At 61.8% G+C, this 20,925-nt stretch carries 22 protein-coding genes; 2 read left to right on the forward strand and 20 right to left on the reverse strand.

Annotated elements, in window-relative coordinates:
* Positions 1-12: 12 nt before the first annotated feature.
* Complete coding sequence (locus AC1DIP_RS02135; protein WP_477732654.1) at positions 13-906, forward strand: tRNA pseudouridine synthase A; 894 nt, start codon at positions 13-15, stop codon at positions 904-906.
* A gap of 15 nt (positions 907-921) precedes the next feature.
* Here AC1DIP_RS02135 and AC1DIP_RS02140 read toward each other — a convergent pair whose 3' ends face one another.
* The gene (locus tag AC1DIP_RS02140; RefSeq protein ID WP_477732655.1) at positions 922-2,583 is read right to left on the reverse strand and encodes a sensor histidine kinase; all 1,662 of its coding nucleotides are present in this window, start codon (positions 2,581-2,583) and stop codon (positions 922-924) included.
* Positions 2,584-2,834: 251 nt separating this feature from the next.
* Between AC1DIP_RS02140 and AC1DIP_RS02145 the strand changes: the two genes are divergently transcribed.
* On the forward strand, positions 2,835-3,617 hold the full coding sequence (locus AC1DIP_RS02145; RefSeq protein ID WP_477732656.1) for a response regulator transcription factor: 783 nt from the start codon (positions 2,835-2,837) through the stop codon (positions 3,615-3,617).
* A gap of 3 nt (positions 3,618-3,620) precedes the next feature.
* Here the strand turns inward: AC1DIP_RS02145 and AC1DIP_RS02150 are convergent, their stop codons facing one another.
* The 19 genes from AC1DIP_RS02150 to AC1DIP_RS02240 all read right to left on the reverse strand — a co-directional run bounded on the left by AC1DIP_RS02150 (position 3,621) and on the right by AC1DIP_RS02240 (position 20,690).
* Complete coding sequence (locus AC1DIP_RS02150; RefSeq protein ID WP_477732657.1) at positions 3,621-4,103, reverse strand: Hpt domain-containing protein; 483 nt, start codon at positions 4,101-4,103, stop codon at positions 3,621-3,623.
* A gap of 94 nt (positions 4,104-4,197) precedes the next feature.
* Complete coding sequence (locus AC1DIP_RS02155; RefSeq protein WP_477732658.1) at positions 4,198-5,082, reverse strand: type II secretion system F family protein; 885 nt, start codon at positions 5,080-5,082, stop codon at positions 4,198-4,200.
* A 7-nt stretch (positions 5,083-5,089) separates the two neighbouring features.
* A complete protein-coding gene (locus AC1DIP_RS02160; protein WP_477732659.1) occupies positions 5,090-6,022 on the reverse strand; it encodes a type II secretion system F family protein in 933 nt (310 codons plus the stop codon).
* A gap of 10 nt (positions 6,023-6,032) precedes the next feature.
* Positions 6,033-7,517, reverse strand: a complete 1,485-nt coding sequence (locus AC1DIP_RS02165; protein WP_477732660.1) for a CpaF family protein — start codon at positions 7,515-7,517, stop codon at positions 6,033-6,035.
* A complete protein-coding gene (locus AC1DIP_RS02170) occupies positions 7,517-8,710 on the reverse strand; it encodes a CpaE/TadZ family protein (RefSeq protein WP_477732661.1) in 1,194 nt (397 codons plus the stop codon). The genes AC1DIP_RS02165 and AC1DIP_RS02170 overlap by 1 nt, the downstream gene beginning before the upstream one ends.
* Positions 8,707-9,462: a Flp pilus assembly protein CpaB gene (gene cpaB, locus AC1DIP_RS02175; protein WP_477732662.1), complete on the reverse strand. Its 756-nt coding sequence runs from the start codon at positions 9,460-9,462 to the stop codon at positions 8,707-8,709. Before cpaB (AC1DIP_RS02175) ends, AC1DIP_RS02170 begins: the two co-directional genes overlap by 4 nt.
* A gap of 26 nt (positions 9,463-9,488) precedes the next feature.
* On the reverse strand, positions 9,489-10,463 hold the full coding sequence (locus AC1DIP_RS02180; RefSeq protein WP_477732663.1) for a pilus assembly protein TadG-related protein: 975 nt from the start codon (positions 10,461-10,463) through the stop codon (positions 9,489-9,491).
* Positions 10,451-10,864, reverse strand: a complete 414-nt coding sequence (locus tag AC1DIP_RS02185) for a TadE/TadG family type IV pilus assembly protein (protein WP_477732940.1) — start codon at positions 10,862-10,864, stop codon at positions 10,451-10,453. Before AC1DIP_RS02185 ends, AC1DIP_RS02180 begins: the two co-directional genes overlap by 13 nt.
* Positions 10,865-10,950: 86 nt before the next feature.
* Complete coding sequence (locus tag AC1DIP_RS02190; protein ID WP_477732664.1) at positions 10,951-11,169, reverse strand: Flp family type IVb pilin; 219 nt, start codon at positions 11,167-11,169, stop codon at positions 10,951-10,953.
* A 259-nt stretch (positions 11,170-11,428) separates the two neighbouring features.
* Positions 11,429-12,313, reverse strand: a complete 885-nt coding sequence (locus AC1DIP_RS02195; protein WP_477732665.1) for a type II secretion system F family protein — start codon at positions 12,311-12,313, stop codon at positions 11,429-11,431.
* A gap of 9 nt (positions 12,314-12,322) precedes the next feature.
* A complete protein-coding gene (locus AC1DIP_RS02200; protein WP_477732666.1) occupies positions 12,323-13,264 on the reverse strand; it encodes a type II secretion system F family protein in 942 nt (313 codons plus the stop codon).
* 4 nt (positions 13,265-13,268) lie between these two features.
* A complete protein-coding gene (locus AC1DIP_RS02205) occupies positions 13,269-14,741 on the reverse strand; it encodes a TadA family conjugal transfer-associated ATPase (RefSeq protein WP_141159795.1) in 1,473 nt (490 codons plus the stop codon).
* Positions 14,738-15,937, reverse strand: a complete 1,200-nt coding sequence (locus AC1DIP_RS02210) for a CpaE/TadZ family protein (protein WP_141182110.1) — start codon at positions 15,935-15,937, stop codon at positions 14,738-14,740. Before AC1DIP_RS02210 ends, AC1DIP_RS02205 begins: the two co-directional genes overlap by 4 nt.
* Positions 15,934-16,662 carry a Flp pilus assembly protein CpaB gene (cpaB, locus tag AC1DIP_RS02215; RefSeq protein ID WP_141159797.1) on the reverse strand — a complete coding sequence of 243 codons (729 nt, stop codon included), beginning with the start codon at positions 16,660-16,662 and terminating at the stop codon, positions 15,934-15,936. The genes AC1DIP_RS02210 and cpaB (AC1DIP_RS02215) overlap by 4 nt, the downstream gene beginning before the upstream one ends.
* Positions 16,663-16,708: 46 nt before the next feature.
* Positions 16,709-17,755, reverse strand: a complete 1,047-nt coding sequence (locus AC1DIP_RS02220) for a pilus assembly protein TadG-related protein (RefSeq protein WP_477732667.1) — start codon at positions 17,753-17,755, stop codon at positions 16,709-16,711.
* Positions 17,743-18,150, reverse strand: a complete 408-nt coding sequence (locus AC1DIP_RS02225; protein WP_477732668.1) for a TadE/TadG family type IV pilus assembly protein — start codon at positions 18,148-18,150, stop codon at positions 17,743-17,745. Before AC1DIP_RS02225 ends, AC1DIP_RS02220 begins: the two co-directional genes overlap by 13 nt.
* Positions 18,151-18,258: 108 nt before the next feature.
* Positions 18,259-18,471: a Flp family type IVb pilin gene (locus AC1DIP_RS02230; protein WP_246839645.1), complete on the reverse strand. Its 213-nt coding sequence runs from the start codon at positions 18,469-18,471 to the stop codon at positions 18,259-18,261.
* A gap of 1,113 nt (positions 18,472-19,584) precedes the next feature.
* Positions 19,585-19,779 (reverse strand): Flp family type IVb pilin, encoded by a 195-nt coding sequence (locus tag AC1DIP_RS02235; RefSeq protein WP_477732669.1) that lies wholly within the window; start codon positions 19,777-19,779, stop codon positions 19,585-19,587.
* 278 nt (positions 19,780-20,057) lie between these two features.
* Positions 20,058-20,690 (reverse strand): prepilin peptidase, encoded by a 633-nt coding sequence (locus AC1DIP_RS02240; protein ID WP_477732670.1) that lies wholly within the window; start codon positions 20,688-20,690, stop codon positions 20,058-20,060.
* Between the last annotated feature and the right edge of the window lie 235 nt (positions 20,691-20,925).

Here is a 20,925-nt window from a genome sequence, read left to right on the forward strand (position 1 = left end):
AGACTTAGGTCTGTGAACCACCAAAAACCCGCGGCCCCCGTTTCAGGGGGCGGCGGGTTTTTGCGTATCCGGCTTGATCTTTCGTACGACGGCGGCCCGTTCAGCGGGTGGGCGCTGCAGCCCGGCCGGCGGACTGTCCAGGGGGTCCTGGAGGAAGCCATCGAGCTGCTGGTCCGGCGCCAGGTGCGGGTCACCGTTGCGGGCCGGACCGACGCCGGCGTGCACGCCCGCGGCCAGGTGGTGCACCTGGACCTTACCGGGGCCGAGTGGCTGGGAATGCCGCGCGGGCACGAACTGGACCCCGCCGTCGCCATGCTGCGGCGCCTCCGCGGCGCCCTGAACCGGTCCCTGGGTGACCTGCACGGAGCGGTGGAGGTCCACAAGATCTCGCCGGCGCCCGCGGGCTTCGACGCACGCTTTTCGGCCCTGTGGCGCCGCTACAGCTACCGGATCGCCGACGGGCCCGAACTCTGGGACCCGCTGGAGCGGTATTTCACGCTGTGGCACAGGAACCCGCTGGACGTGGACCTGTTGAACCAGGGTGCATCACAGCTGCTGGGCCTGCAGAATTTCCTGTCTTTCTGTAAGCCCCGCGAAGGAGCCACCACCATCAGGGAACTGCAGCGTTTTGAGTTCCGGCGCGGCGAGGACGGCGTCGTTGTGGCCACCGTCCAGGCGGACGCGTTCTGCCACAACATGGTGCGGGCCCTCATCGGCTCGGCGCTGTATGTGGGGGAAGGCATTGAAGAACCGGGCTGGCTGCACGAGCGTCTGCTGCTGCAGAAGCGGGACGCCAAATCGGTCCTCGCCGCTCCCCATCCTCTGGTGCTGGAGGAAGTGGCCTACCCCTCGGACGGCGAAATGCTGGCGCGCGCCGAACAGACCAGGGCCGTCCGCGAGCACTGATCCTTTGTCGCGTTGCTAGAACGACGGCGGCGGACCCTCTGCGGGGAGTGTCACCGTGAACGTGCTGCCCTGGCCTTCACCGCTCTCGCACATAATGCTGCCGCCGTGGCGCTCCACGATCATCCGGGTGATGGAGAGGCCCAGGCCTGCACCCGGGATGGCTGCCCTTTGCGCCGACTCGGTCCGGAAGAAACGGTTGAAGACCTTGGCGGCGTCGTCGTGGGACATGCCCATCCCGGTATCGGTGACGCTTAGCCGCACCCACTGCCTGTCCGCCGTCGCACTGATGCTGATCCTTCCGCCGTCCGGTGAGTATTTGATGGCGTTCGAGACCAGGTTGTCCAGCACCTGCCCGATCCTCAGCGGGTCCGCGTAGGCCCACAGGGGCGACGGGACGTCGGCGGCGATCTCCACGTGGGACCGCTGAGCCGAGGCCAGGGCTGAACTGAGGCTGGTCTCCACCAGGCTGGCGAGGTCGGTCCGCTTGGGGTGGACGTTCAGGGCGGTGGAAGCGGTGAGGTCGGCCACCAGCTCCAGGAGCCGTTCCGCGTTCCGCTGGACCACCAGCAGCCGCTGGACCAGGTGCGGAGGCATGCTGTCCGCTTCCTCCAGCACCAGGTCCACGTTGCCAATGATCGAGTTCAGCGGGTTCTTGAACTCATGCGAGACGTTGGAGATCAGGTCCTGGTTGGCGGCCAGGGATTCCACCCAGCCCGTGACGTCGGTGTAGACCACAACGGCTCCGGTGAGCCTGCCGTCCTCGCTGACCAGTGGACGGGCAGCCGTGGACAGGGCGCGCTGATCCGGGCCTTCGCCGGCCCACACCAGGTAGTCGGCGAAGGATTCCCCTGCCATGGCGCGGCTGATGGGTCGGCGGTCAGGCGGAAGCAGCGTGCGCCGGTCCTGGCCGAAGATGAGCTGGTGCCCCTGGCCAGGGATGGCTTCATCAGCGCCCGTGGCGCGGCGGAAGTTACGCTGGCGGCTGTTGGACACCAGGAAGTGGCCGGAACGGTCGACGGCGGCAATTCCGACGTCGGTGGCGTCCATGACGGTTTCGAGCAGCTTCTCCCGTTCCCGGCTTGCTGCCAGCAGGTCCCGGAGCTCGCGGTCCTTCTCCGCCAGTTCGCGCTGCTGAAGGCGCAGGTTCACGCTCGCGAAGCGGATGGCAAGGGAAACGGCGAGCATCATGACGGGGAAGAGAACCACGGTGGTGAGGTCCGACGCGGCGACGGTGGGCAGATGGCCGATGGCTGAGGGTGCCATGATGAAGAACGGACCCAGGAAGCTGAGCACCAGGCTGCTGCGGGCCAGCATTCCGGATGCGGAGAGCCAGATGACCGGGAAGACCACCAGGACGGCCAGCCCCGGCAGGAGCGGTGCCGCACCGTTGCGCATGAGACCGATGGCCACGAAGTCCAGGACCGGGATCAGCAGGTAAGGCCTGTGCGGCAGGCGTTCCCAGGGAACCAGGAAGCAGGCCAGGAACAGGACTCCGTGCAGGGCCACGCCGGCCCCGTACCACGGACTGCCCAGGAGCGATGGCCACGCGGAGGGCGTGATCAGTGCGATGACGGCCACCACGACGGTCAGGGGGAGCTGGCACAGCACCACTTGGGCGCGTGGTCCCAGCCGGCGGAAGATGCGGCCGGGCCCGCGGTGGAACAATGGCTCAGCCATGTTTCTGACTCGTACCCCTTCACAATTGGATTGCAGGCCCCGCGGGGTCTTTGATTTGCTTTCCCTACCCCGCTGCTTACCCTTTCCCCTCCATACTGCACACGTCTTGTCATAATAATTGACTTTTCAATTTTCGGGGCGAATACAGATGTGATCAGGAAGGCTTACTAGTAGCGTATAAATGGTTGGAGCGGGAATGGCATTGGCGCTGGGCCAATGGGGGGCCATCTCCGCCTGGCGCAGGGATAGCAATGGACGATCTTGGTGTAGCTGTAGTAATCGAAGATGACGCGGACGTGCGGAACCTCCTGGAAGGCGTCCTGACACAAGCGGGCTTCGAAGTGCATACAGCTGTTGATGGGCGGGCCGGGGTTGAGGTGGTCCGCAGCAAGCAGGCCAACGTTGTCACGCTTGATATTGGCCTGCCGGATATTGACGGCTTCGAGGTTTTGCGGCGAATCCGGAATTTCAGTAATGCGTACGTGGTGATGCTGACGGGACGGACGGAGGAACCGGACCTCCTGTCGGCACTGAATGCCGGGGCGGACGATTACATTGCCAAGCCCTTCAGGCCGCGGGAACTCCGGGCCAGGGTGGCGGCAATGATGCGCAGGCCCCGGCACGAGGTTGCGGGGGAGCAGCCGTCCGCGCCGCAGTGGGGACAGGCCGCGGCTCCTGCCGTCAACGCCGACCCGGGGGTGCTGCGGCACAACGGGCTCCTCCTGAACCACCGCACGCGCACGGTGGAGGTCAAGGGTGAGCCGCTGGGACTGACCCGCAGTGAATTTGACCTGCTGCACGTCCTGCTCAAGGGCGGCGGTGCCGTGTGCACCAGGGCTGACCTGGTCCGCGCCGTGCGGGGCGACTTCTATGACCACGACACGTACATCAGCGAGGCGGATGAGCGGGCTGTGGAGGTACATGTGGGAAACCTGCGGCGCAAGCTCCAGGAGGACCAGTTGTCGCCTCGCTGGCTGCAGACTGTCCGCGGGGTGGGCTACCGGCTCGCACCGCGCAGGCCCGATGACGCCTGAGCGTCAGCCCTTCTCCATGATGTAGGTGGATTCGAGCTCGGACACCGTCCGGGCACCGTCCTGCGCCACCCCGGCCATCATGGCCTGGCCCTGGACAAAGTCGCCCTTCCGGATCAGGCTTTCGAGGACCTCGGCGAGCCTGGCCAGCCGGACACCGCCCACCATGGCGGAGCTGATCTTCAGGCTGATGACGGCATCCAGGGCGGAGGCCTCGTCCTCGGTGTCCACGGCTGTTCCCAGCCGGGCCAGGCGCAGGTCCCACATGGCGGCATAGTCGCGCGCGAACTGCCGGGCCAGCCCTGATCCGGCCAGTTCGTCCTCGAGTTCGGCCAGCACGGCCGCGTCAATCAACGGCAAGAGCGCAGCCGCTTCGAGTGAGAGGGCCGTGCGCGCCGCCGGCCCGGGTGCGGCAGGCAACGAGACCCCGGCCAGCGGGGAGTCCACAGCGGGGCTCTTTCCGCTGGAACCGGGATCTTGACTCTGCATTGTTCAAGGCTACTTCCTGGAAATCCTTCGGCGTCCAATTTCTTATCATTCTGTGTAAACCTTGAGGCAACCTTGCCGTCGCCCTGCGTATCGATTATTGTGCGCTGAACGTCATCACTGTATTGATGACGGCCGGTCCCAGGATGGCGATGAAGAGGACCGGGAAGATGAAGAAAAGCAGCGGAAAAAGGATCATAACCGGCAGTTTCATGGCTTTTTCTTCTGCCCGCTGGCGCCGCTTGACCCGCATCACCTTCGCCTGCACACGCAGGACCCGGCTGATGGCAATTCCGTACGTGTCAGCCTGGACCACAGCCTGCACGAAGCTGCGCAGCTCCGGGATGCTGGTCCGTTCCGCCAGGGCGATGTAGGACTCCCGGCGGCTGCGGCCCACCTGCATGTCCTGCAGGGTACGGACCAGTTCCTCGGCCAGCGGGCCCTTGCCGTTCTCGCCCGCCCGGGCCATGGCACCTTCGAAGCCGAGCCCTGCCTCCACGGAGATCAGCATCTGGTCCAGCGTGTTGGCCAGTTCAAGCTGCATGGCCTTCTGCCGCTCCTGTCCCTTGCTGTACAGGAGCAGGTCCGGGATGAAGTAGCCAAGGACCATCACGAAGATCCCGGCAAGCTTCATAATCGGCGAGCTGCCGATGGAGGTCAGGTAGAGGCCAACCGCCGCACCTGCCACGCCGAGCCCAAGTTTGGACCCCAGCACCTTTCCCAGCGGCATGGTGGCCGGCCGGCCGGCCAGGGACAGGAGCCGGTCCAGGAATGCCACATAGGCCGGGGGAGTGAGCCGCCGGCCCAGGGCTTCGAGCAGCCCCCGCTTGGAGGCGGGTGCAACTGCGGCGGGAGGGGCGCCGCGGGCAAGCAGGTCGGTAACCGCGACGCGGCCCTGCTTGTCCACGGTGAGGACGGACCAGGCCACCGCCCCCAGGGGGATGCAGACCAGCAGGACGGAGAGCAGGACGATGAGGTTCATGTGGTCCTCAGAACTTCAGGTCGATGATCTTGCGCATCCACAGCGCACCGATGGTCATCAGGACAAATGAGGCACCGATCATCACCCAGCCCAGCGGATGGGTGAACATCGAATTCATGTAACTCGGGCTCACGGCCAGCAGCATGGCCACGATCCCGAACGGCATGGCGATCAGGATGTAGGCGGAGAACTTGCCTTCCGCGGCCAAGGCCTTGATGTGGCCCTTGATCTCCGCGCGCTCGCGGATGGTTTCGTTGACCTGGTCCAGCACTTCGGCCAGGTTGCCGCCCACCTCGCGGTTGATCTGGATGGCCTGTGAAATCCACACGAAGTCCTCGTTCTTCATCCGGTCGGCGGTGTCGTTGAGGGCGGCGAGCAGGTCGCGGCCAAGGCTGGTCTCGGTGATCACGCGCCGCATCTCCTCGGAGGTGGGCTTCTGCGATTCGGTTGCCGCGGCGTCGATGGCGCGCAGGATGCTGTGTCCTGCGCGCAGGCCGCCGGAGAGCAGCTGCAGGGTGTCGCCCAGTTGGCTGTCGAAGGCGGTGCGGCGCTTTCCGGCCAGGAATCCGAGGAACAATTTGCCCACGAAGGGCGACAGCAGGGCGAGCAGCAGTCCCATGACGGGGCCAACCGTGACCAGGCCCACCAGCATGCCGACGCACGCCCCGATCCCCACCAGCAGGAAGAACTCGGCCTGGCTGAGCCGCAGGCCTGCGTTCTCCAGTTCCGCACGGGCGAAGAGCTTCACTTTGCGGCCTGCGAGGAGGCGTTCGAAGGACCTGACGCCGGAGAGCGCCAGGCGGGTCAGTGAGGACGGCGGCTGCGGTTCGAACGGGCGACGGCGGTCCAGCGGCACTGAGGGGGCGCCCGGCAGGAGCACGGCCACGCCCAGCAGGCAGATGGCTGCGAGGAGGATGACGCTTCCGATGACGATGTTCATGGCCGCGTCCCTACTTCGCGCCCGGGCCCAGCGGCGTGGCAAACACCGCGGGGGACACGTGGATGCCCAGGTCCTCGAACCGGTCAATGAAGCGGGGCCGGATGCCGGTGGCGACCGGCCGGCCCATGAACCGGCCCTGCGCGTCCACGCCTGCGGAGTAGTCGAAGACGAAGGCGTCCTGGAGGGTGACGATGTCGCCTTCCATGCCCTGGACCTCCGTGACGTGGGTGATGCGCCGGGAACCGTCGCGGAGCCGGGAGATCTGGACGATGAGGTTCACGGCGGAGGCGATCTGTTCCCGGATGGCGCGCAGCGGCAGGTCCATCCCGGCCATGAGCACCAGGGTTTCCAGGCGGGCCACGGCATCGCGGGGCGAGTTGGAGTGCACGGTGGAGAGGGAGCCGTCGTGGCCGGTGTTCATGGCTTGGAGCATGTCCAGCGATTCGCCGCCGCGGACCTCGCCCACCACGATCCGGTCCGGGCGCATACGGAGGGAATTGCGGAGGAGTTCGCGAATGGTGACCTCGCCTTTGCCCTCGGTGTTGGGCGGGCGGCTTTCCAGCCGGACCACGTGCTCCTGCTGGATCTGCAGTTCCACCGCGTCCTCGATGGTGACGATCCGTTCGTCGTGGGGAAGGAAGGAGGACAGGACGTTCAGCAGCGTGGTCTTGCCCGTGCCGGTACCGCCGGAGACGATGATGTTCAGCTTGGCCTTGACGCAGGCGTTCAGGAGCTCGGCCATTTCGGGCGTGAGGGTGCCGAAGTCGATGAGGTTCCGGACGGTCAGCGGGGTTTTGCTGAATTTACGGATGGTCAGCGAGGAGCCGCCGACGGCCAGCGGCGGAATGACCGCGTTCACACGGGAACCGTCCTCCAGGCGGGCATCCACCAGCGGGGAGGACTCGTCGATGCGGCGGCCCACCTTGGAAACGATCCGTTCGATGACCTTGCGCAGGTGCTCCTCGGAGCTGAAGCGCGACTCGGTGAGCGTCAGCTTGCCTTTGCGTTCCACATAGATCTGGTCCATACGGTTGACCATGATTTCGGTGACGGCGGGATCGTCCAGGAGGCGCTGGAGGGGGCCGTAGCCCAGGACGTCGTCGGCAACGTCCTGGACCAGGCGGGTGCGTTCCTCGGGGGTCAGCGGCACTTGCTCGGCGTCGACGATGCGGGTGAGTTCTTCCTTGGCAGTGCTCCGCAGCTCCCGTTCACTTACGGCGGCGTCGTTGAAGCGCGTCCCCATCCGTTCGAACAGGGCGGTGGCCGCCCTGTCCTTCATGGCTGCGAAGACGTCCACCCTCGGTGCCGCGGGCACCAAGGGGGTGCTGGCGTCGTGCGTTGAATGCGCGACGGCGGCATGCGCCGGCTGGTGCCGCTCCGTGCTTTCCGCCGGGGAGGGCGAGGGCGCGGGGGCCGGGCGGGGCGGCTCCAGCAGCGCAGTCCCGGCCGCCTGGTTGCGCGACTGGACGGCGTTGATGCGGTCGGAGAGTTTCATCAGATGACCACCCTTCGGTGAAGTTTCCGCTGGGCCTGCGTGCGCCATGCCGGGTTGAAGCGTTCCACGAGCTGGCGGAGGCTCTTGACGGCGGGGTCCTTTTTGGATTCCTGGAGGACGGGGATGCCGCGGTTGGTGGACAGGGCCACGGCGCGGGAGCGGGGGACGCTGACGTCCACGGGGGCGCCGATGGTGGATTCGACGTCGCGGACGTTCAGGCCGGATTTGGCGTCGGCCATGTTGAGGACCACGTGCCGCGATTCGGGCATGATGTCCAGCTGGCGCAGGACCTCAAGGCCGGAGCGGAGGCCGCGCAGGCTGGGGATGTCCATGGCGCTGACCCAGACCACGTCCGTGCACTGTTCCATGGCGGCGAGGCCAATTTCCGGCATGCCGGGGGCCGTATCGATGACCACGTACTGGAATTCCTGGGCCAGCTGTTCCAGCAGGTGGCCGATCTGTTCCGGGGTGATATGGTCCGCGTCCACGGGATTAGGCGGGGCGCAGAGCGCGTAGATGCCCGCCGGGTGGACCGTGAGGAAGGCCTTGAGGACCAGGGAGTCTTGGGCGGCGGCAGGGGTAACGGCGTCCGTGACCGTGTGCTGCGGGTTGAGGTAGAGGCCGGAGGCGACGTCCCCGAACTGCAGGTCCAGGTCCACGATGACCACGCTCATGGGCGCGATCTGGCCCAGGCCGATGGCGATGTTGGTGGCCAAAGTGGTCTTGCCCACGCCGCCCTTGGGGGAGAACACGCCGATGACCAGGCCGCTGCCGCTCTCCGCCTGCTGTGCCTCCGGGCCGCGGTGGCGGGTGGCGAAGGACTGGCAGGCGCGTTCCAGCAGTACCCTGATTTCCGCGGCGTCGGCCTGCGGGCTGAGGATGTCGCGGATGCCGGCGCGCATGGCATAGAGGAGGTAGTCGGGGTCCACGTCGCTGACCAGGACCAGGCTGAGGCCGGGGAGCTGGACGTCGAAGACCTTGGCGAACCGCAGCGCTTCCTCGTATGGAACGTCCGGGCCGATGATCAGCACTTCCGGCTGCTCCTGGTTGAGGAGCGCGAACAGTTCCGCCGGGCCGGCCGGGAGGATGTCGCTCGCAATGGTCTGGACGGTGCCGCGCAGGCCGTTGGCGACGGCGGCGCGCAGCTTCTGGTCGAAGTCGGCGTTGGGGGAGAGGAGGACGAAGCGGCTCATTTGTACACGTTGTCCTTCCTGGCGATGGCGGGGCCGCTGTCTGCTGCGTCGAGGGGCTCCTTGGTCAGCCAGAGCTCGCCATTGATAGAGGCAAAAATGATCTTGTTGGCGTCGACGTCGCTGACGGCCACTGTGACCATGAGTGAACCTTCAGGAAGGGTGGTGTCCTGCGGATTGGTACCGTCCGTGGGCTTGGTGCTTGGTGTTGCCTGCGGAGCGCGCTGGACGGCGGTGACCAGTGCCTTGCGGATAGTGAGCTGGGTGGTGGGGTCGCCTGATTTGGCCTTGTCTGCCCCCGCCGCGAAGATCAGGGCAATGCCCACGTGGTCACCGGCGTTGAGCCGTCCGCCGACCACGCGTTTGGGCTCCAGTTCGAAGGTGACTTCCTGGAGGCCTGCCGGGATCTGGACTGCGCCCTGGGCCTTGACGTCACCGGGGGCTACCAGACGTTCGTTGAGGAGCTGTTCGCCTGGCACCAGGTCCACGGCGGCCACCTTGCCGGCGGAGTCATCGAGGTTTTTGAGGGCCGTTTTGGCAACAGCAGTGCCCGGTAGTTGCTGCTGGTACACAGATGCCCTGACGATTTCAAGTGATGATCCGGCGGGAACGGCCTTGGTTACCACCAGGACACTTGTTGGATTCATGTCAGCCACCGCTCTCTGGTCAGCGCCTTGGGCGTAGGTGACGATGAGGATCGCTCCGATGATGGCCAGCACTACTGCTGCTACACCGGCCAACATACGAGACTTCACTGACTGCTCCTGGATCTTGGTTCTTGCTAGGGGGTGAGGCGCACGATGGAAGCCCCGAAGTTTGGGACGTTGCCAAGTTCGAAGGCCTGGGACAAGGTCACGAACTTCACGAAGTAGCCGCGGAGCGTCTTGTTTTGGACATTGCCGCCGGTGGACCAGCTGAAATTTGAAAAGTGATAACCGGTGATGTGAAAAGCCGCAAAACCCTTCACGTAATACTGGCCAGTTGAACCGGTCCCGGTCGCAGCGTCATACACAGGCAAAAGAACGGTCTGGTCTTGCACCTTGGTGAAATCGGCAGTTTGGCATCCAGTGGGAGCGCTGGCTCCCGGGTCAACCGGGAACCAGATACCTGACATGGTGGATGTCCCGGCTGTGGCTGTGACGGCACAGGTTTTGGGGTCTGTCGGAAGCCAGCCAAATCCGCCAGGAAGAGTGTCACCACAGCTTCTCGCCTGTTGATCCAGTACCTGTTCGGCACCCACTGAACCATCAAGTGGAATGTTGAGCTTGCAATAGGCGACCGCCAAAGGCAGGATGGCCGGACCTTTAGAAGGCGTCCCCCATGCCGCGGTCGAGGTGGCGTTCACCTCAGCCGACTTGATGCCGAAAATCTTGGCGAAGAACAATGAAACCTGGTTGGGGGCACGGCCAGCCTCCTGGGCGCCAACCGTCACTGTCACGGGTCCATTCGATGATCCTAAGGCTATGGACTTAATGTTGCTGATGCCATCATTTGCGTTCCCGTTGGCAAGGGTTGAAGCCAACGGCGCCGAAGTGGAGCAGTTTGAATCCTTGGCATTTTTTGCGCATTTTTGGGCAATCGCGAGCGCAGCTGCATCCGCGCCGTTCCGAAGTTGGGAGCGTTCCGCGTACATCATGCTGACATCCACTGCAACGGCCGCGAAACCGAGGAGTACAACAAGCATTATCGCGACGATTACGCTGACTGTTCCGCGTTCCGGGGTGTCTGCTGGTTTTCGCTGAATCAGCCGCCGCACAGCATGGCTCCTTTGGCTGTCATTGTGAATGGGCCGGCAATCCCTGTCAGCGTCGATAGGGTGTAGGTGATGGTTACCGTGGTTTGCGGACTTGTTCCGGAGGGAATCGTTGAAGGGCACGGGGTACCAAATTGAACAGCGCCGTCCTGCAAACCGGGCTGCAAAGAAACCGCCGTGTTCTTGGCTGCAGTTCGAGCGTTTACTTGAGCAGTAGCCTGGGCCGCAGCTGTCCGATCAGCCATCGCCATAACACGTGCCGCTTCGCGGGCCGCGGCAGAAAGTTCGGCCTGGGAGTTATAGGCCCGGCTAAATTCCATGATTCCAAGCAGCAAACTGACCAGGACCGGCACCACGATCGCGAACTCGACAGCGGCAGCGCCGCGTTCCGATGCCCGGGACATGAAGACGCCTTTCACCCGATGACCGTGACCTGTGTCCGTGAGAGCAGTGCCAAAGCCATTACTCTCACGGACGCAGGTTGAGTTCATTAAGGCTTGACGCAAGCAGTGGTTGCTGTATCCCAGTGGCCGGCTCCGGACACGTTGCACTGGATGTTGTGGAACGTGTCACTCAGAGTTCCACCCAGAAGAGTGACAGCAGCGATGATCACGACTGCGATAAGTGCGACCATGATGCCGTATTCAACGGCGGTGGCTCCCTTTTCGCTGCGAAGGCGGACAGAGAGGTTCGTGTAAAGAGAAAGCATTTTGACTCCTGAGCGAGACGGATTGGCTGGCCCAGTACCAGCGCTTCAACGAAATTAGCAACGCTTGATCCGACATTGACCCGATCTTGCAACATCCTGAGGAAACCCTTTTCTGAATGCACGTTTCCTGCGCTGTTGCTGTGTCTTCCCTGTGCCAAGGCTGGGTTTTCCCGAGCTGTGGCACACAAAAGGACCCCCTCGGTTCTGGGTGCCGAGGGGGTCCGGTCATTGAGGCGCCGATAGGCGCGTTACAGTTTTTCTAGGTGCGACTGAAGGCTTCGATAATGCTCACTGCAGCAGGGCCCAGTAGAACAATGAACAGCACTGGAAAGATGAAGAAGATCAAGGGGAACAAAACCTTTACCGGGAGTTTCATCGCTTTTTCTTCTGCCCGCTGCCGACGTTTAACTCGCGCATCTTTGGCCTGTGCACGTAAGACTTTGGCGATACCGATCCCATATTTATCGGCCTGAACGACGGCCCTGACGAAGCCCCTTAGGTCCGGCACTGAGGTCCTTGCCGCCATTGCTTCGTAAGCTTCCTGTCGCGGTCGGCCAACCTGAATGTCTTGCAACGTGCGTACCAGTTCCTGGGCCAGAGGCCCCCCGCCATAGGAGCCTGCCCGGGCCATTGCCGATTCAAAGCCGAGCCCGGCTTCCACAGAAATCAGCATTTGGTCCAAGGTGTTGGGTAGTTCCAGTTCGATCTCTTCCTGCCGTTTAATCGCCTTGTTGTAGATCAGCAGATCCGGGACAAAGTAGCAGAATACGGTCGCAAAAATAGCCACTGCGAGGTTGGTTGAAGTAAACGAATTGACGAGTAGGAGGATTCCTGCGAGCGCAGCTGCGAGGGACAGCAAGGGTTTCGAGACGATCAACTTTTCAAGCGGCATAGAGGCTGGGCGTCCGGCCAATGAGAGCCAGCGGTCCAGTTTCGACTCGTAGCTACCCGGTGTAAGGCGTCTTGATATGCCCAGAAGCATTGGTGCCTGCTGTCCAGTGTCGCGCCCCCCAATGTTGAAGCCGCGGGCAAGGTTTCCCCGGATGGCGAGGGTCCCTTTTCGGTCCAATGTGGCCCATGACCACACGAAATAGGTGAGTGGAAGGATGACCGTGGCGATTATCATCCAAGCGATTGGAGTCATGTTCGATCCTTAGAACTTGATCTTGATAATGCGACTCATCCAGAAGCCGCCGATGATGAACATTAATGCGCTGAGGCCCAACATGAACCAGCCGATCGGTTTCTGGACAAAGACGTCCAAGTAGCCGGGATTGACCATACCCACGAAGAACGCAACACCTACGGGCAACGCCATGAGAATGTAGGCAGACATTTTTCCTTCAGCGCTTAGTGACCGAACGTGGCCCTTGATTTCGCTGCGCTCCCTGATCGTGCCGGCGACTTGGTCAAGGACCTCCGCGAGGTCACCGCCGACTTCGCGATTAATCTGGATAGCCTGCCCAATCCACCGAAAGTCTTCGCTGTCCATCCGGCTGGCGGAGTCGTCGATAGCCTCCCGGGCATCTTTGCCGATTCGTGTCTCGTTGACGATCCTGGTGAGTTCCTCTGAAGTGGGCGCCTCGGACTCGTTCGCTGCGGCTTCGATTGCCCGCATCACGCTGTGGCCGGCACGCAACCCGCCTATCAGCATTTGAATGGTGCCTATCAGTTGATTATCGAATTTACTCCGCCGCTTGTCCCGTCGAACTGTGAGCACCAACCTGGCCACAAACGGCGTCGCCAGTGCCAATAGGATTCCGAAGCCGAGGTTGGTGGCGAGGCTGGACAGCAGGCCAACAGCTACGGTCACCGCGGCCACAAAGGCGCTGAATTCCGCAGGCGTCATTTTCACGCCGGCGTTGTAGAGAAGTTCGCGGCTGTAGGGGCCGCCGGATTTCCCGATCAGGCCACCCATTGCGTTGGCCGCTGATTCCGAGAATCTTGACAGTGTGGACGGGTCCGGCTGTCCGTCGGGCCTGCGGCGTTGGATTGGAATGGCAGCGTACCGAGGCCTGAGGACCACTATCACCAGGACCAGCAGGGCGCCGAAGCACAGACTGATGGCACCGGCGAAAACCAAGGGAGAGTCCATCGGCCTACCTCCTGCCGGCCGGAACTGCGGCCCCGAATACAGCTGGGGAGACACTGATGCCGAGCTCGGAGAACCGGTCAAGGAACCTGGGGCGGATGCCCGTGGGGATTGGCTTGCCCAGGAACCTCCCGTGCTGGTCAACTCCGGCTGAGTAGTCGAAGAGGAATGCGTCCTGGAGGGTGACGATGTCACCTTCCATTCCTTGGACTTCCGTGACGTGCGTGACCCTGCGACTGCCATCACGAAGGCGAGTGACCTGGATGATGAGGTCGACTGCCGACGAAACCTGTTCGCGGATAGCCCTCAGGGGCAGGTCCATTCCGGCCATAAGCACGAGGGTTTCCAAACGGGCAATGGCGTCCCGGGGTGAATTCGCGTGGACCGTAGAGAGCGATCCGTCGTGGCCTGTGTTCATGGCCTGTAGCATGTCCAGTGACTCGCCGCCCCGGACCTCGCCCACGATGATGCGGTCGGGACGCATGCGAAGGGAGTTACGTACGAGTTCCCGGATTCCTACAGCACCTTTTCCTTCAATGTTCGGCGGCCGGCTTTCCAGGCGGACAACGTGCTCCTGCTGCAACTGGAGCTCCACTGCGTCCTCGATGGTGACGATGCGGTCATCTTCCGGGATGAAGGATGACAGTACGTTGAGCAGGGTGGTTTTGCCCGTGCCAGTTCCGCCGGAAACGATGATGTTCAGCCGGGCCTGGACACACGCACTGAGCAATTCAGCCATCTCCGGGGTCAAGGAGCCCCAGTCGATGAGGTTCCGGACTGTGAGGGGTATATGGCTGAACTTCCTGATGGTCAACGAAGGCCCGTTGACCGCCAGTGGAGGAATAATCGCGTTGACGCGCGAACCGTCTTCAAGCCGGGCGTCCACCAGCGGCGATGATTCATCGATGCGCCGGCCCACCCTGGAAACGATGCGGTCTATCACTTTTCGGAGGTGGTCGTCAGAGCTGAATTGTGATCCGGTCAGGCTCAGGTGGCCATTGCGCTCGATGTAGATCTGGTCGTACTTGTTGACCATAATTTCCGTTACGGACGGGTCTTCCAGCAGCTTCTGCAGGGGACCGTACCCCATCACTTCGTCTGCAATTTCGCGTATGAGCCTCCGGCGCTCTTCGGGCGATAGTGGCACCTGCTCGTCGTCTATGACTGCCGAGAGTTCATCGACGGCTATGGTCCGCAATTCCTCGTCCGATGACGATGTGTCGCCGAAGCGCGTACCGAGGCGATCAAACAGTGCCAGGGCAGCCCTTTGTTTGAGCCCGGCAAGCGCATCAACAGGCGGAGAAGCGAGATTGCCTCCCAACGACGAACCTGCAGGCGGGGCACCAACCGGGGGAAAGGATGTGCTTTCGGGTTGAGTGCCTGTTTTGGACATTTCAGACCGCGTACGGCCGTTGAGCGGTGTGGTGTTCGAGCCGTCGGAATTGCCTTGAGAACCAGCGAGCCTATCTGAGAGTTTCATGACACAACCACCCTTCGGTGCAGCTTGGTGCGTGGGGAGGATACCCATTCGGGATCAAACCGGTCTACGAGCTTCTTCAGCCCTTTGGCCGCCGCATCCCTCGTAGATGCCTGGAGAACCGGTATGCCGCGGTTCGTTGAAAACGGAAGCGTCCGAGAGCGTGGGATGACAGCGTCGACAGGGACGCCAACGGTGGCTTCCACGTCCTGGACCGACAGTCCGCTTTTGCGGTCCGCGAAATTGAGGATGGTGTGCCGGCCCTGGGGCATCAGTTGCAGCTCTTTCAGTACTCCGAAGCACTTTCGCAACCCGCGGACACTCGGAACATCCATCCCGCAGACCCAAACTCCGTCGGTGGCCTGCTCCAACGTGGCGAGCACGTGCTCGCCCAGGCCCGGAGCGGTATCCACCACCACATATTTGAATTCACTGGCCAGTTGCTCGAGCAACCGGCCAACATGCTCGCCAGTGATGTAATCGGCTTCGGCCGGAGTCCGGGGAGCGCAGAGCGCGTAAATCCCGGCCGGGTGAACGGTGAGGAATGCTTTGAGGACCATGGAGTCCTGGGAGGCAATGCCATGAACGGCGTCGGTGATGGAGTGCTCGGGCTCGAGCAACAGGCCGGATGCAACATCTCCGAACTGGAGGTCCAGATCCACAAGGACAACGCTCATCGGCGCTACTTTGCCCAATCCCACCGCGAGGTTGGTGGCGACGGTCGTCTTGCCAACTCCGCCCTTCGGCGACATGACGGCGATGACCCGGCCCCGTTCCTGCCCCGGGTCCGTGGGCAACGACATTCCCCGCCGCCGGCTGGCAGATGCCAGGCAGGCCCGTTCGAGCAGGACCCGCAGGTCGTTCACCTCGATGTCTGGTTTCAACACGTCCCGGATACCTGAGTGCATGGCCCGGAGTACCAGCTCGGGGGAGGGCTCAGCGACCAGGAGCAGGCTGATCTCCGGATACTGGAGGTCAAAGACGGTCGCCAGTTTCAGTGCATCCTCTTCGCTGACGCCTGGCCCCAGGATAAGAACTTCAGGCGGCGCTCCCGTCAGCTGCCGGAACACGTCCTCGGGCCCTCCCGACAGAATGGCCGGGCTGAGTGTTTCCAGATCCCCATGGAGGGCAGTTGACACCGCCTCCCGCACCCGGGCCTCGAAGTCCCGCACCCCGGTTATGGCTACGAAGCGGCTCATTGGTACAGCCCGCCTTGGGTCATTACCGGAGGCTGGGTCTTGTTGGTCTTGTCTGTCTGCTTCGAGAGCCAGAGCGTTCCGAACTCTGCGCTAAATACCATCTTGGCCGCTTCGGCGTCGCTCCGGGCGACAGTGACGAAAGCCGATCCGTTTGGCATTGCTACTGCGGAATCGGAGGGGCTCGATGAAGTCTTGCTGCTGTCAGGCTCGGCTTTTTGGACTGCAGTGACCAGTACATCGTGGAACAGCAGTCCCGTATTGCCTTTGTCATCTGTCTTGAAAGAGCTGAAGACTGTAACCAGGTCGCCGGCTTCGAGCCGGCCCCCAAGAATTCGTTCGGGTGCGAGCAGAAAGGTAACCTCTTCCATGCCGTCGGGAACAGGCACGGTACCGGGAACTAGTTCTTTTGGGCTAACCAGTTTTGCAGCCAGGAGCTGTTCGCCCGGTTGAAGAGCTGAGGCCGTAACCTTGCCGCCCTGTTCTTCAAGACTTGCCAGGGCAGCTGCCGGTACAGCCGATTGAGGCAAATCCTCCAGTTTCAACTTGCCTGCCAGGTCCTCCACCTTTGTTCCTGCAGGTATGGATTCATTGACCACGAGCACCTTGACCGGATTCAGCCCTTGCGCTGCCCGGCTGTCGGCGCCTTGAACGTAAACGACCAGAAGGGCGGTTCCAATGATTGCCAGCACCAGTGCTGCAATGCCTCCCAGTAGGCGTGATTTCACTGTAGTTACTCCTTTGAACGGTTGTTCGTCTGAACGGGATACCCTGCTAGTTCTTGAGGAAGACCTCTGAGCCGCCGTAGTTAGGGACGTTGCTCGTTGTCAGGCCCTCGGCGAGGGATACGAATCGGGTAAAATATCCCTGCAGTGCCCGGCAGTTGCCATTGCAGGACGGCGAAAGCGGGTCGAGATCTTCTACACTTCCGCTGAACTTGTAGCCGGTGACTCGGAAAGCCAGGAACCCAAGGATCGTGTACTTGGTGTTGTTGCCGTTGTTGAGCGATACCGCAGAAGAGAACACAGGGACGAGAACGGTTGTGCCCTTGATGGTTGACGGCATGGTTGAGCAAACATTTGGCAATGCGTTGCCCGGCTTACTGCCAACAATCGCCGTGTTCGCATCGATCGTGGCGGAGCAATTTGTGCCGGCATCAAGCCATCCAAAACCGCCAGGCGCATAGCCATTTTGCGCTGCACATCCGGGGTATGTAGGGGTGTTTTCGTCATACCGAAGAGTTAGGTGGTTTGGAACTGGATCGCCGGTGAAGGTCCCAGTGGAGTTGAATTCCGCCAACTGCGACGCAGTGAGGTTCTTCTTGAAGACGCAGTCACTAATGGTCCAGGGGAGGGTTGTAGCCTCGGATACAGCGCCCCACGATGCCTCGGCGGTGGCGCCTATCTGGGCACTTTCTATGCCCATTACCCGTGCGAAGAAGAGCCCGAATCCGTCCGTCGTGGAACCCGCAGCGCGTGCCGTTGTCACGACACGCACCGTTGTTGTTTCCGGGAAAGTTACGGTGGAACCGCTCGTGCCGTCGTTGGCATTGCTGTTGGCAAACTCTGCCGCGGTGTTTGTCGAATTCCCGCAGGTTCCCTTGGCGCACTGATTTGCGATGGCCAGTGCGGCCGAGTCTGCGCCGTTCTGCAGCTGTGCCTTTTCGGCGTACATAGCGCCTACATCCACAGCTAGGGCAGCGAAGCCGAGAAGGACCACCAAGAAGATGGCCACGATTACGCTAGCTGCACCCCGTTCCCGTTCTTCCGTTGCCTTTCGGCCTTGGCGGCCGTTCGCTGGCCCGCTGGCTACCCGCCGCATCTCATCACTCCCACCCCATTGAGATTCATTGGAAAAATGCCCGGGGCGCCGAAGAAGCCGGCGTCCAAGAAACCCGTCAGTGACCGTAATGAGACGGTGGTTGTGACAGTGACGTTGCGATCAGCCGCGCAGCTTGTAGCGTTGCTTGTGACCGTCACTGGTAAACCAGACAATGCGGGTGCCCCGGCAAGCGTGGCGCCGCTTACATCAAGTCCGGCTTCCTTGTAATGAATTGCGGCGTAACGCGCTCCCTCGCGCGCTGCTTGGGTCATCGAGATTTGGACGTTGAGCACGCGACCAAATTCGATTGTTCCCGTCAAGATCAGCAACAGAAGCGGCAATAGCAAAGCCATCTCAACGGCGACTGCGCCTCGTTCTTTCCGTGTCGGTTTCAAGACCGTCTCCCAGGGCAAAATACGGTTCGGGTATGTGGAGTGGTGCCTGTTAAATGAGCTGGCCGGCTCCGAAGCGAGTTTCCACTTGCGGAGCCAGCCAGCAGGGGCCTAGCCTGCAGCCGGAGGTGCCAGGCGAGGAGTGACACCTGCGAACATCTGCTGGATTGCAGTGCCGAGAGGGCCAACCGCAACAATCACCACAACGGCGATGAGGGCAACCATGATGCCGTACTCAACCATGGTTGCTCCTTTCTCTTCGCGGGTGAAACGATCCTTGACGCCGGCGATGTAAGCAGTCATTGAGACCATGAGAGAAGTCATTGTAATTTCCTTTAATTCGGTGAAATTGGATTATTTGATTTCAACGAATCTCCAGCTGCCCCCGTGAACTCTTTAGCGGCTGGACTTCGCTAATAAGAGATTGTCACTGGAGGTGTAAAGCAACAATGCGTAGTAGTACTCGACTTTTTTGGGGAGGGGCAAAAATATGTACTCGAAAATGGGTGCTGGTACTCAGGCGCCGTCTGCATGCACCCGCCCGAGTACTTGACATAGGGAACCCCAGAGCATGCAGGGGCACCGCAGAGAGACGGTCATGAGGGGGCCCCAAAGCGAGATCGGGCGCGTGTCCAGGGCGTGCCCTGGACAGCTTTGTGGGAGGCGTATTTATCGCTAAGCGCAACGGGCGTACGACGCCTGTGGGCACAAGTGGTCTTGGTGCAGATGCCGTTGCCGGATTGCTGATAGCTGTGGCGCCCCCTCGTTCGCGCAGACGCAGACGCACCGGACCCCAGCCGGTCGCGTCGATGTCGATATCGATTTTGAAAATTCGATACAACGACTCCTTTGTCGCAGGGGAGTCGATCTTCTGGCCAGCAATTCAGTGGCATGAGGGAAGGCACCCATGCCCGCCTCACCGAACCGGCGGCACTACTTATGGGCATAATCCGCGGGGGAAGTGGCTGTTCCGGTCCTGCGAAAAGGTGGCCAAGCGCGCTCAGGACGCCTCAAATTGAGCCGAGAGTGACGCTGAATGTGGCCGCGAGGGCGCTCGGGGGATGCTGGAGATCGGTTGGTTCAAATGATCGAGCAGCTTCAGGCACGACGCCTTGCTTACGTCTTCGTCGTGGACTTTGGCATTTTCTCACGAAGTCTCCGGGTGAGCTGCAGGATGCTAACCCGCCGTATAGTGCGGGCTAACCAACGACGAAAGCGCCCAAGGCGCGGCCTCGTACTTCCGGTGAAATGGTGAACCGGAGAAATGGACGAGAACAAACATGCCTTGGGCGCTGAATCCGTCAAGGGATAGAGCTTTGGCGGCCTCGGAGAGCCGCGCGGGTGAATTATGGAGGGATAGAGTGCCTCCAGGACCCCGCGCGCAGCCCTAGCAAATGAGCCGGGCCAACGTCCGGATCGGCCAACACTCAGGTTGGGCTACAATCCGGCCGTGACACCTTCAAACAGTGTTCGGATGGCGGTGCCGAGAGGTCCGACGGCGACGATGACCACCACTGCGATGAGGGCGACCATGATGCCATACTCAACCATCGTGGCACCCCTTTCTTCCCGGCTGAAGCGATCCTTGACGCCTGCGATGAAAGCAGTCATTAAGACCATGAGAGAAGTCATTATATTTTCCTTAATTCGGTGAAATTGGATTACTTTTGATTTCAACGAATTTCCAGCTGCCCCCCATAAACTCTTTAGCGGCTGGGCTTCGCTAAGAAGAGATTGTCACTGGGGATCATCGGCAACAAGGCGTAGTGGTACTCGTTTCTTAGGAGTGCGATAAGAAAATGTACTCGAATATGCGGCAAAGTACTCAGGCGCCGCATGGCCGCACCCGATGACTACTTGGAGTCTTGGCTTGGCGGACCATTTGGTTTGGCACGAGCACCGATCTGGGCTTAGGCCATGAACAAAGTCACGGCCATTAGGGCACCCAGCATGGAGGGCCCGTGGGCAACTTCGGTGGCTTTATTCCGGCCTTTCCTGCCGAGGACAAACACCGTGACGATGCCATTCAAGACGAAGCTGATGAGCCCTCCGTACAGTACGTGGCTCCAACCTAGGTACCCCAGGTAAAGGCCGACGGGCGCTGCGAGCTTCACATCGCCCATCCCAATGCCGCCGGGCGAGATAAGTCCCAAAACAAGGTAGCCGGCAAACAAGATGACGGCTCCCAGGACTGCGCGGAGGAAATCATCAGATTGCTTATCGAATATCCCCGGCAGCAAAAGCAATAGAAGGCCCCCGGCCAGCAGCATCAACACGAGGGGATTGGGCAGCAAGTGGAGTGCTACGTCGATCCTTGCCAGCTGGACACCCAGGACGGCAAGTAAAAGGAAGGCCAGCAGGCTCAGCGCGCTGCCGAAACGGGCAGCAAAGGCGGCACACGCGACGGCGGTTACTGCCGCCGTCGTAATTCTTGCCTGCGGGCGCGGCACTTCCCCGAGCCTGGGAAGCAGCCTGGCGATCACCTGCTCGGCGATGGGGGAGATGGCGGCTCCCAAAAGCGCGGCGCCTACTATAAAGAGCACTGCGTTAGGGTCCCAGATCCCCGCTGACAACACTGCATCCCCCTGCGTTGGATCGGGCCGGCACGGCTCCAGCGGCCTCCGGCTACCTCATTTTGACCCCGAACCACCTGACGCGCTAATCTTGGTAGTCGTTGTGCGTGTCCTATTCCGATGGTGCGTGCCCGCTTGAGGATCCGGTTGCAGGATAGCTACTCAACGTGCACATTCGGAACTTCAGGATGACTGGTTACATGGA

Source organism: Pseudarthrobacter sp. 05T312, from assembly GCF_056396685.1.

Bases quoted from the DNA above. Each gene is read 5' to 3' on its own strand.
- AC1DIP_RS02140 (WP_477732655.1), bottom strand. From the start codon at position 2,583: ATGGCTGAGCCATTGTTCCACCGCGGGCCCGGCCGCATCTTCCGCCGG.
- AC1DIP_RS02145 (WP_477732656.1), top strand. From the start codon at position 2,835: ATGGACGATCTTGGTGTAGCTGTAGTAATCGAAGATGACGCGGACGTG.
- AC1DIP_RS02150 (WP_477732657.1), bottom strand. From the start codon at position 4,103: ATGCAGAGTCAAGATCCCGGTTCCAGCGGAAAGAGCCCCGCTGTGGAC.
- AC1DIP_RS02155 (WP_477732658.1), bottom strand. From the start codon at position 5,082: ATGAACCTCATCGTCCTGCTCTCCGTCCTGCTGGTCTGCATCCCCCTG.
- AC1DIP_RS02160 (WP_477732659.1), bottom strand. From the start codon at position 6,022: ATGAACATCGTCATCGGAAGCGTCATCCTCCTCGCAGCCATCTGCCTG.
- AC1DIP_RS02165 (WP_477732660.1), bottom strand. From the start codon at position 7,517: ATGAAACTCTCCGACCGCATCAACGCCGTCCAGTCGCGCAACCAGGCG.
- AC1DIP_RS02170 (WP_477732661.1), bottom strand. From the start codon at position 8,710: ATGAGCCGCTTCGTCCTCCTCTCCCCCAACGCCGACTTCGACCAGAAG.
- AC1DIP_RS02185 (WP_477732940.1), bottom strand. From the start codon at position 10,864: ATGTCCCGGGCATCGGAACGCGGCGCTGCCGCTGTCGAGTTCGCGATC.
- AC1DIP_RS02190 (WP_477732664.1), bottom strand. From the start codon at position 11,169: ATGCTTTCTCTTTACACGAACCTCTCTGTCCGCCTTCGCAGCGAAAAG.
- AC1DIP_RS02195 (WP_477732665.1), bottom strand. From the start codon at position 12,313: ATGACTCCAATCGCTTGGATGATAATCGCCACGGTCATCCTTCCACTC.
- AC1DIP_RS02200 (WP_477732666.1), bottom strand. From the start codon at position 13,264: ATGGACTCTCCCTTGGTTTTCGCCGGTGCCATCAGTCTGTGCTTCGGC.
- AC1DIP_RS02205 (WP_141159795.1), bottom strand. From the start codon at position 14,741: ATGAAACTCTCAGATAGGCTCGCTGGTTCTCAAGGCAATTCCGACGGC.
- AC1DIP_RS02210 (WP_141182110.1), bottom strand. From the start codon at position 15,937: ATGAGCCGCTTCGTAGCCATAACCGGGGTGCGGGACTTCGAGGCCCGG.
- AC1DIP_RS02220 (WP_477732667.1), bottom strand. From the start codon at position 17,755: ATGCGGCGGGTAGCCAGCGGGCCAGCGAACGGCCGCCAAGGCCGAAAG.
- AC1DIP_RS02230 (WP_246839645.1), bottom strand. From the start codon at position 18,471: ATGACTTCTCTCATGGTCTCAATGACTGCTTACATCGCCGGCGTCAAG.
- AC1DIP_RS02235 (WP_477732669.1), bottom strand. From the start codon at position 19,779: ATGACTTCTCTCATGGTCTTAATGACTGCTTTCATCGCAGGCGTCAAG.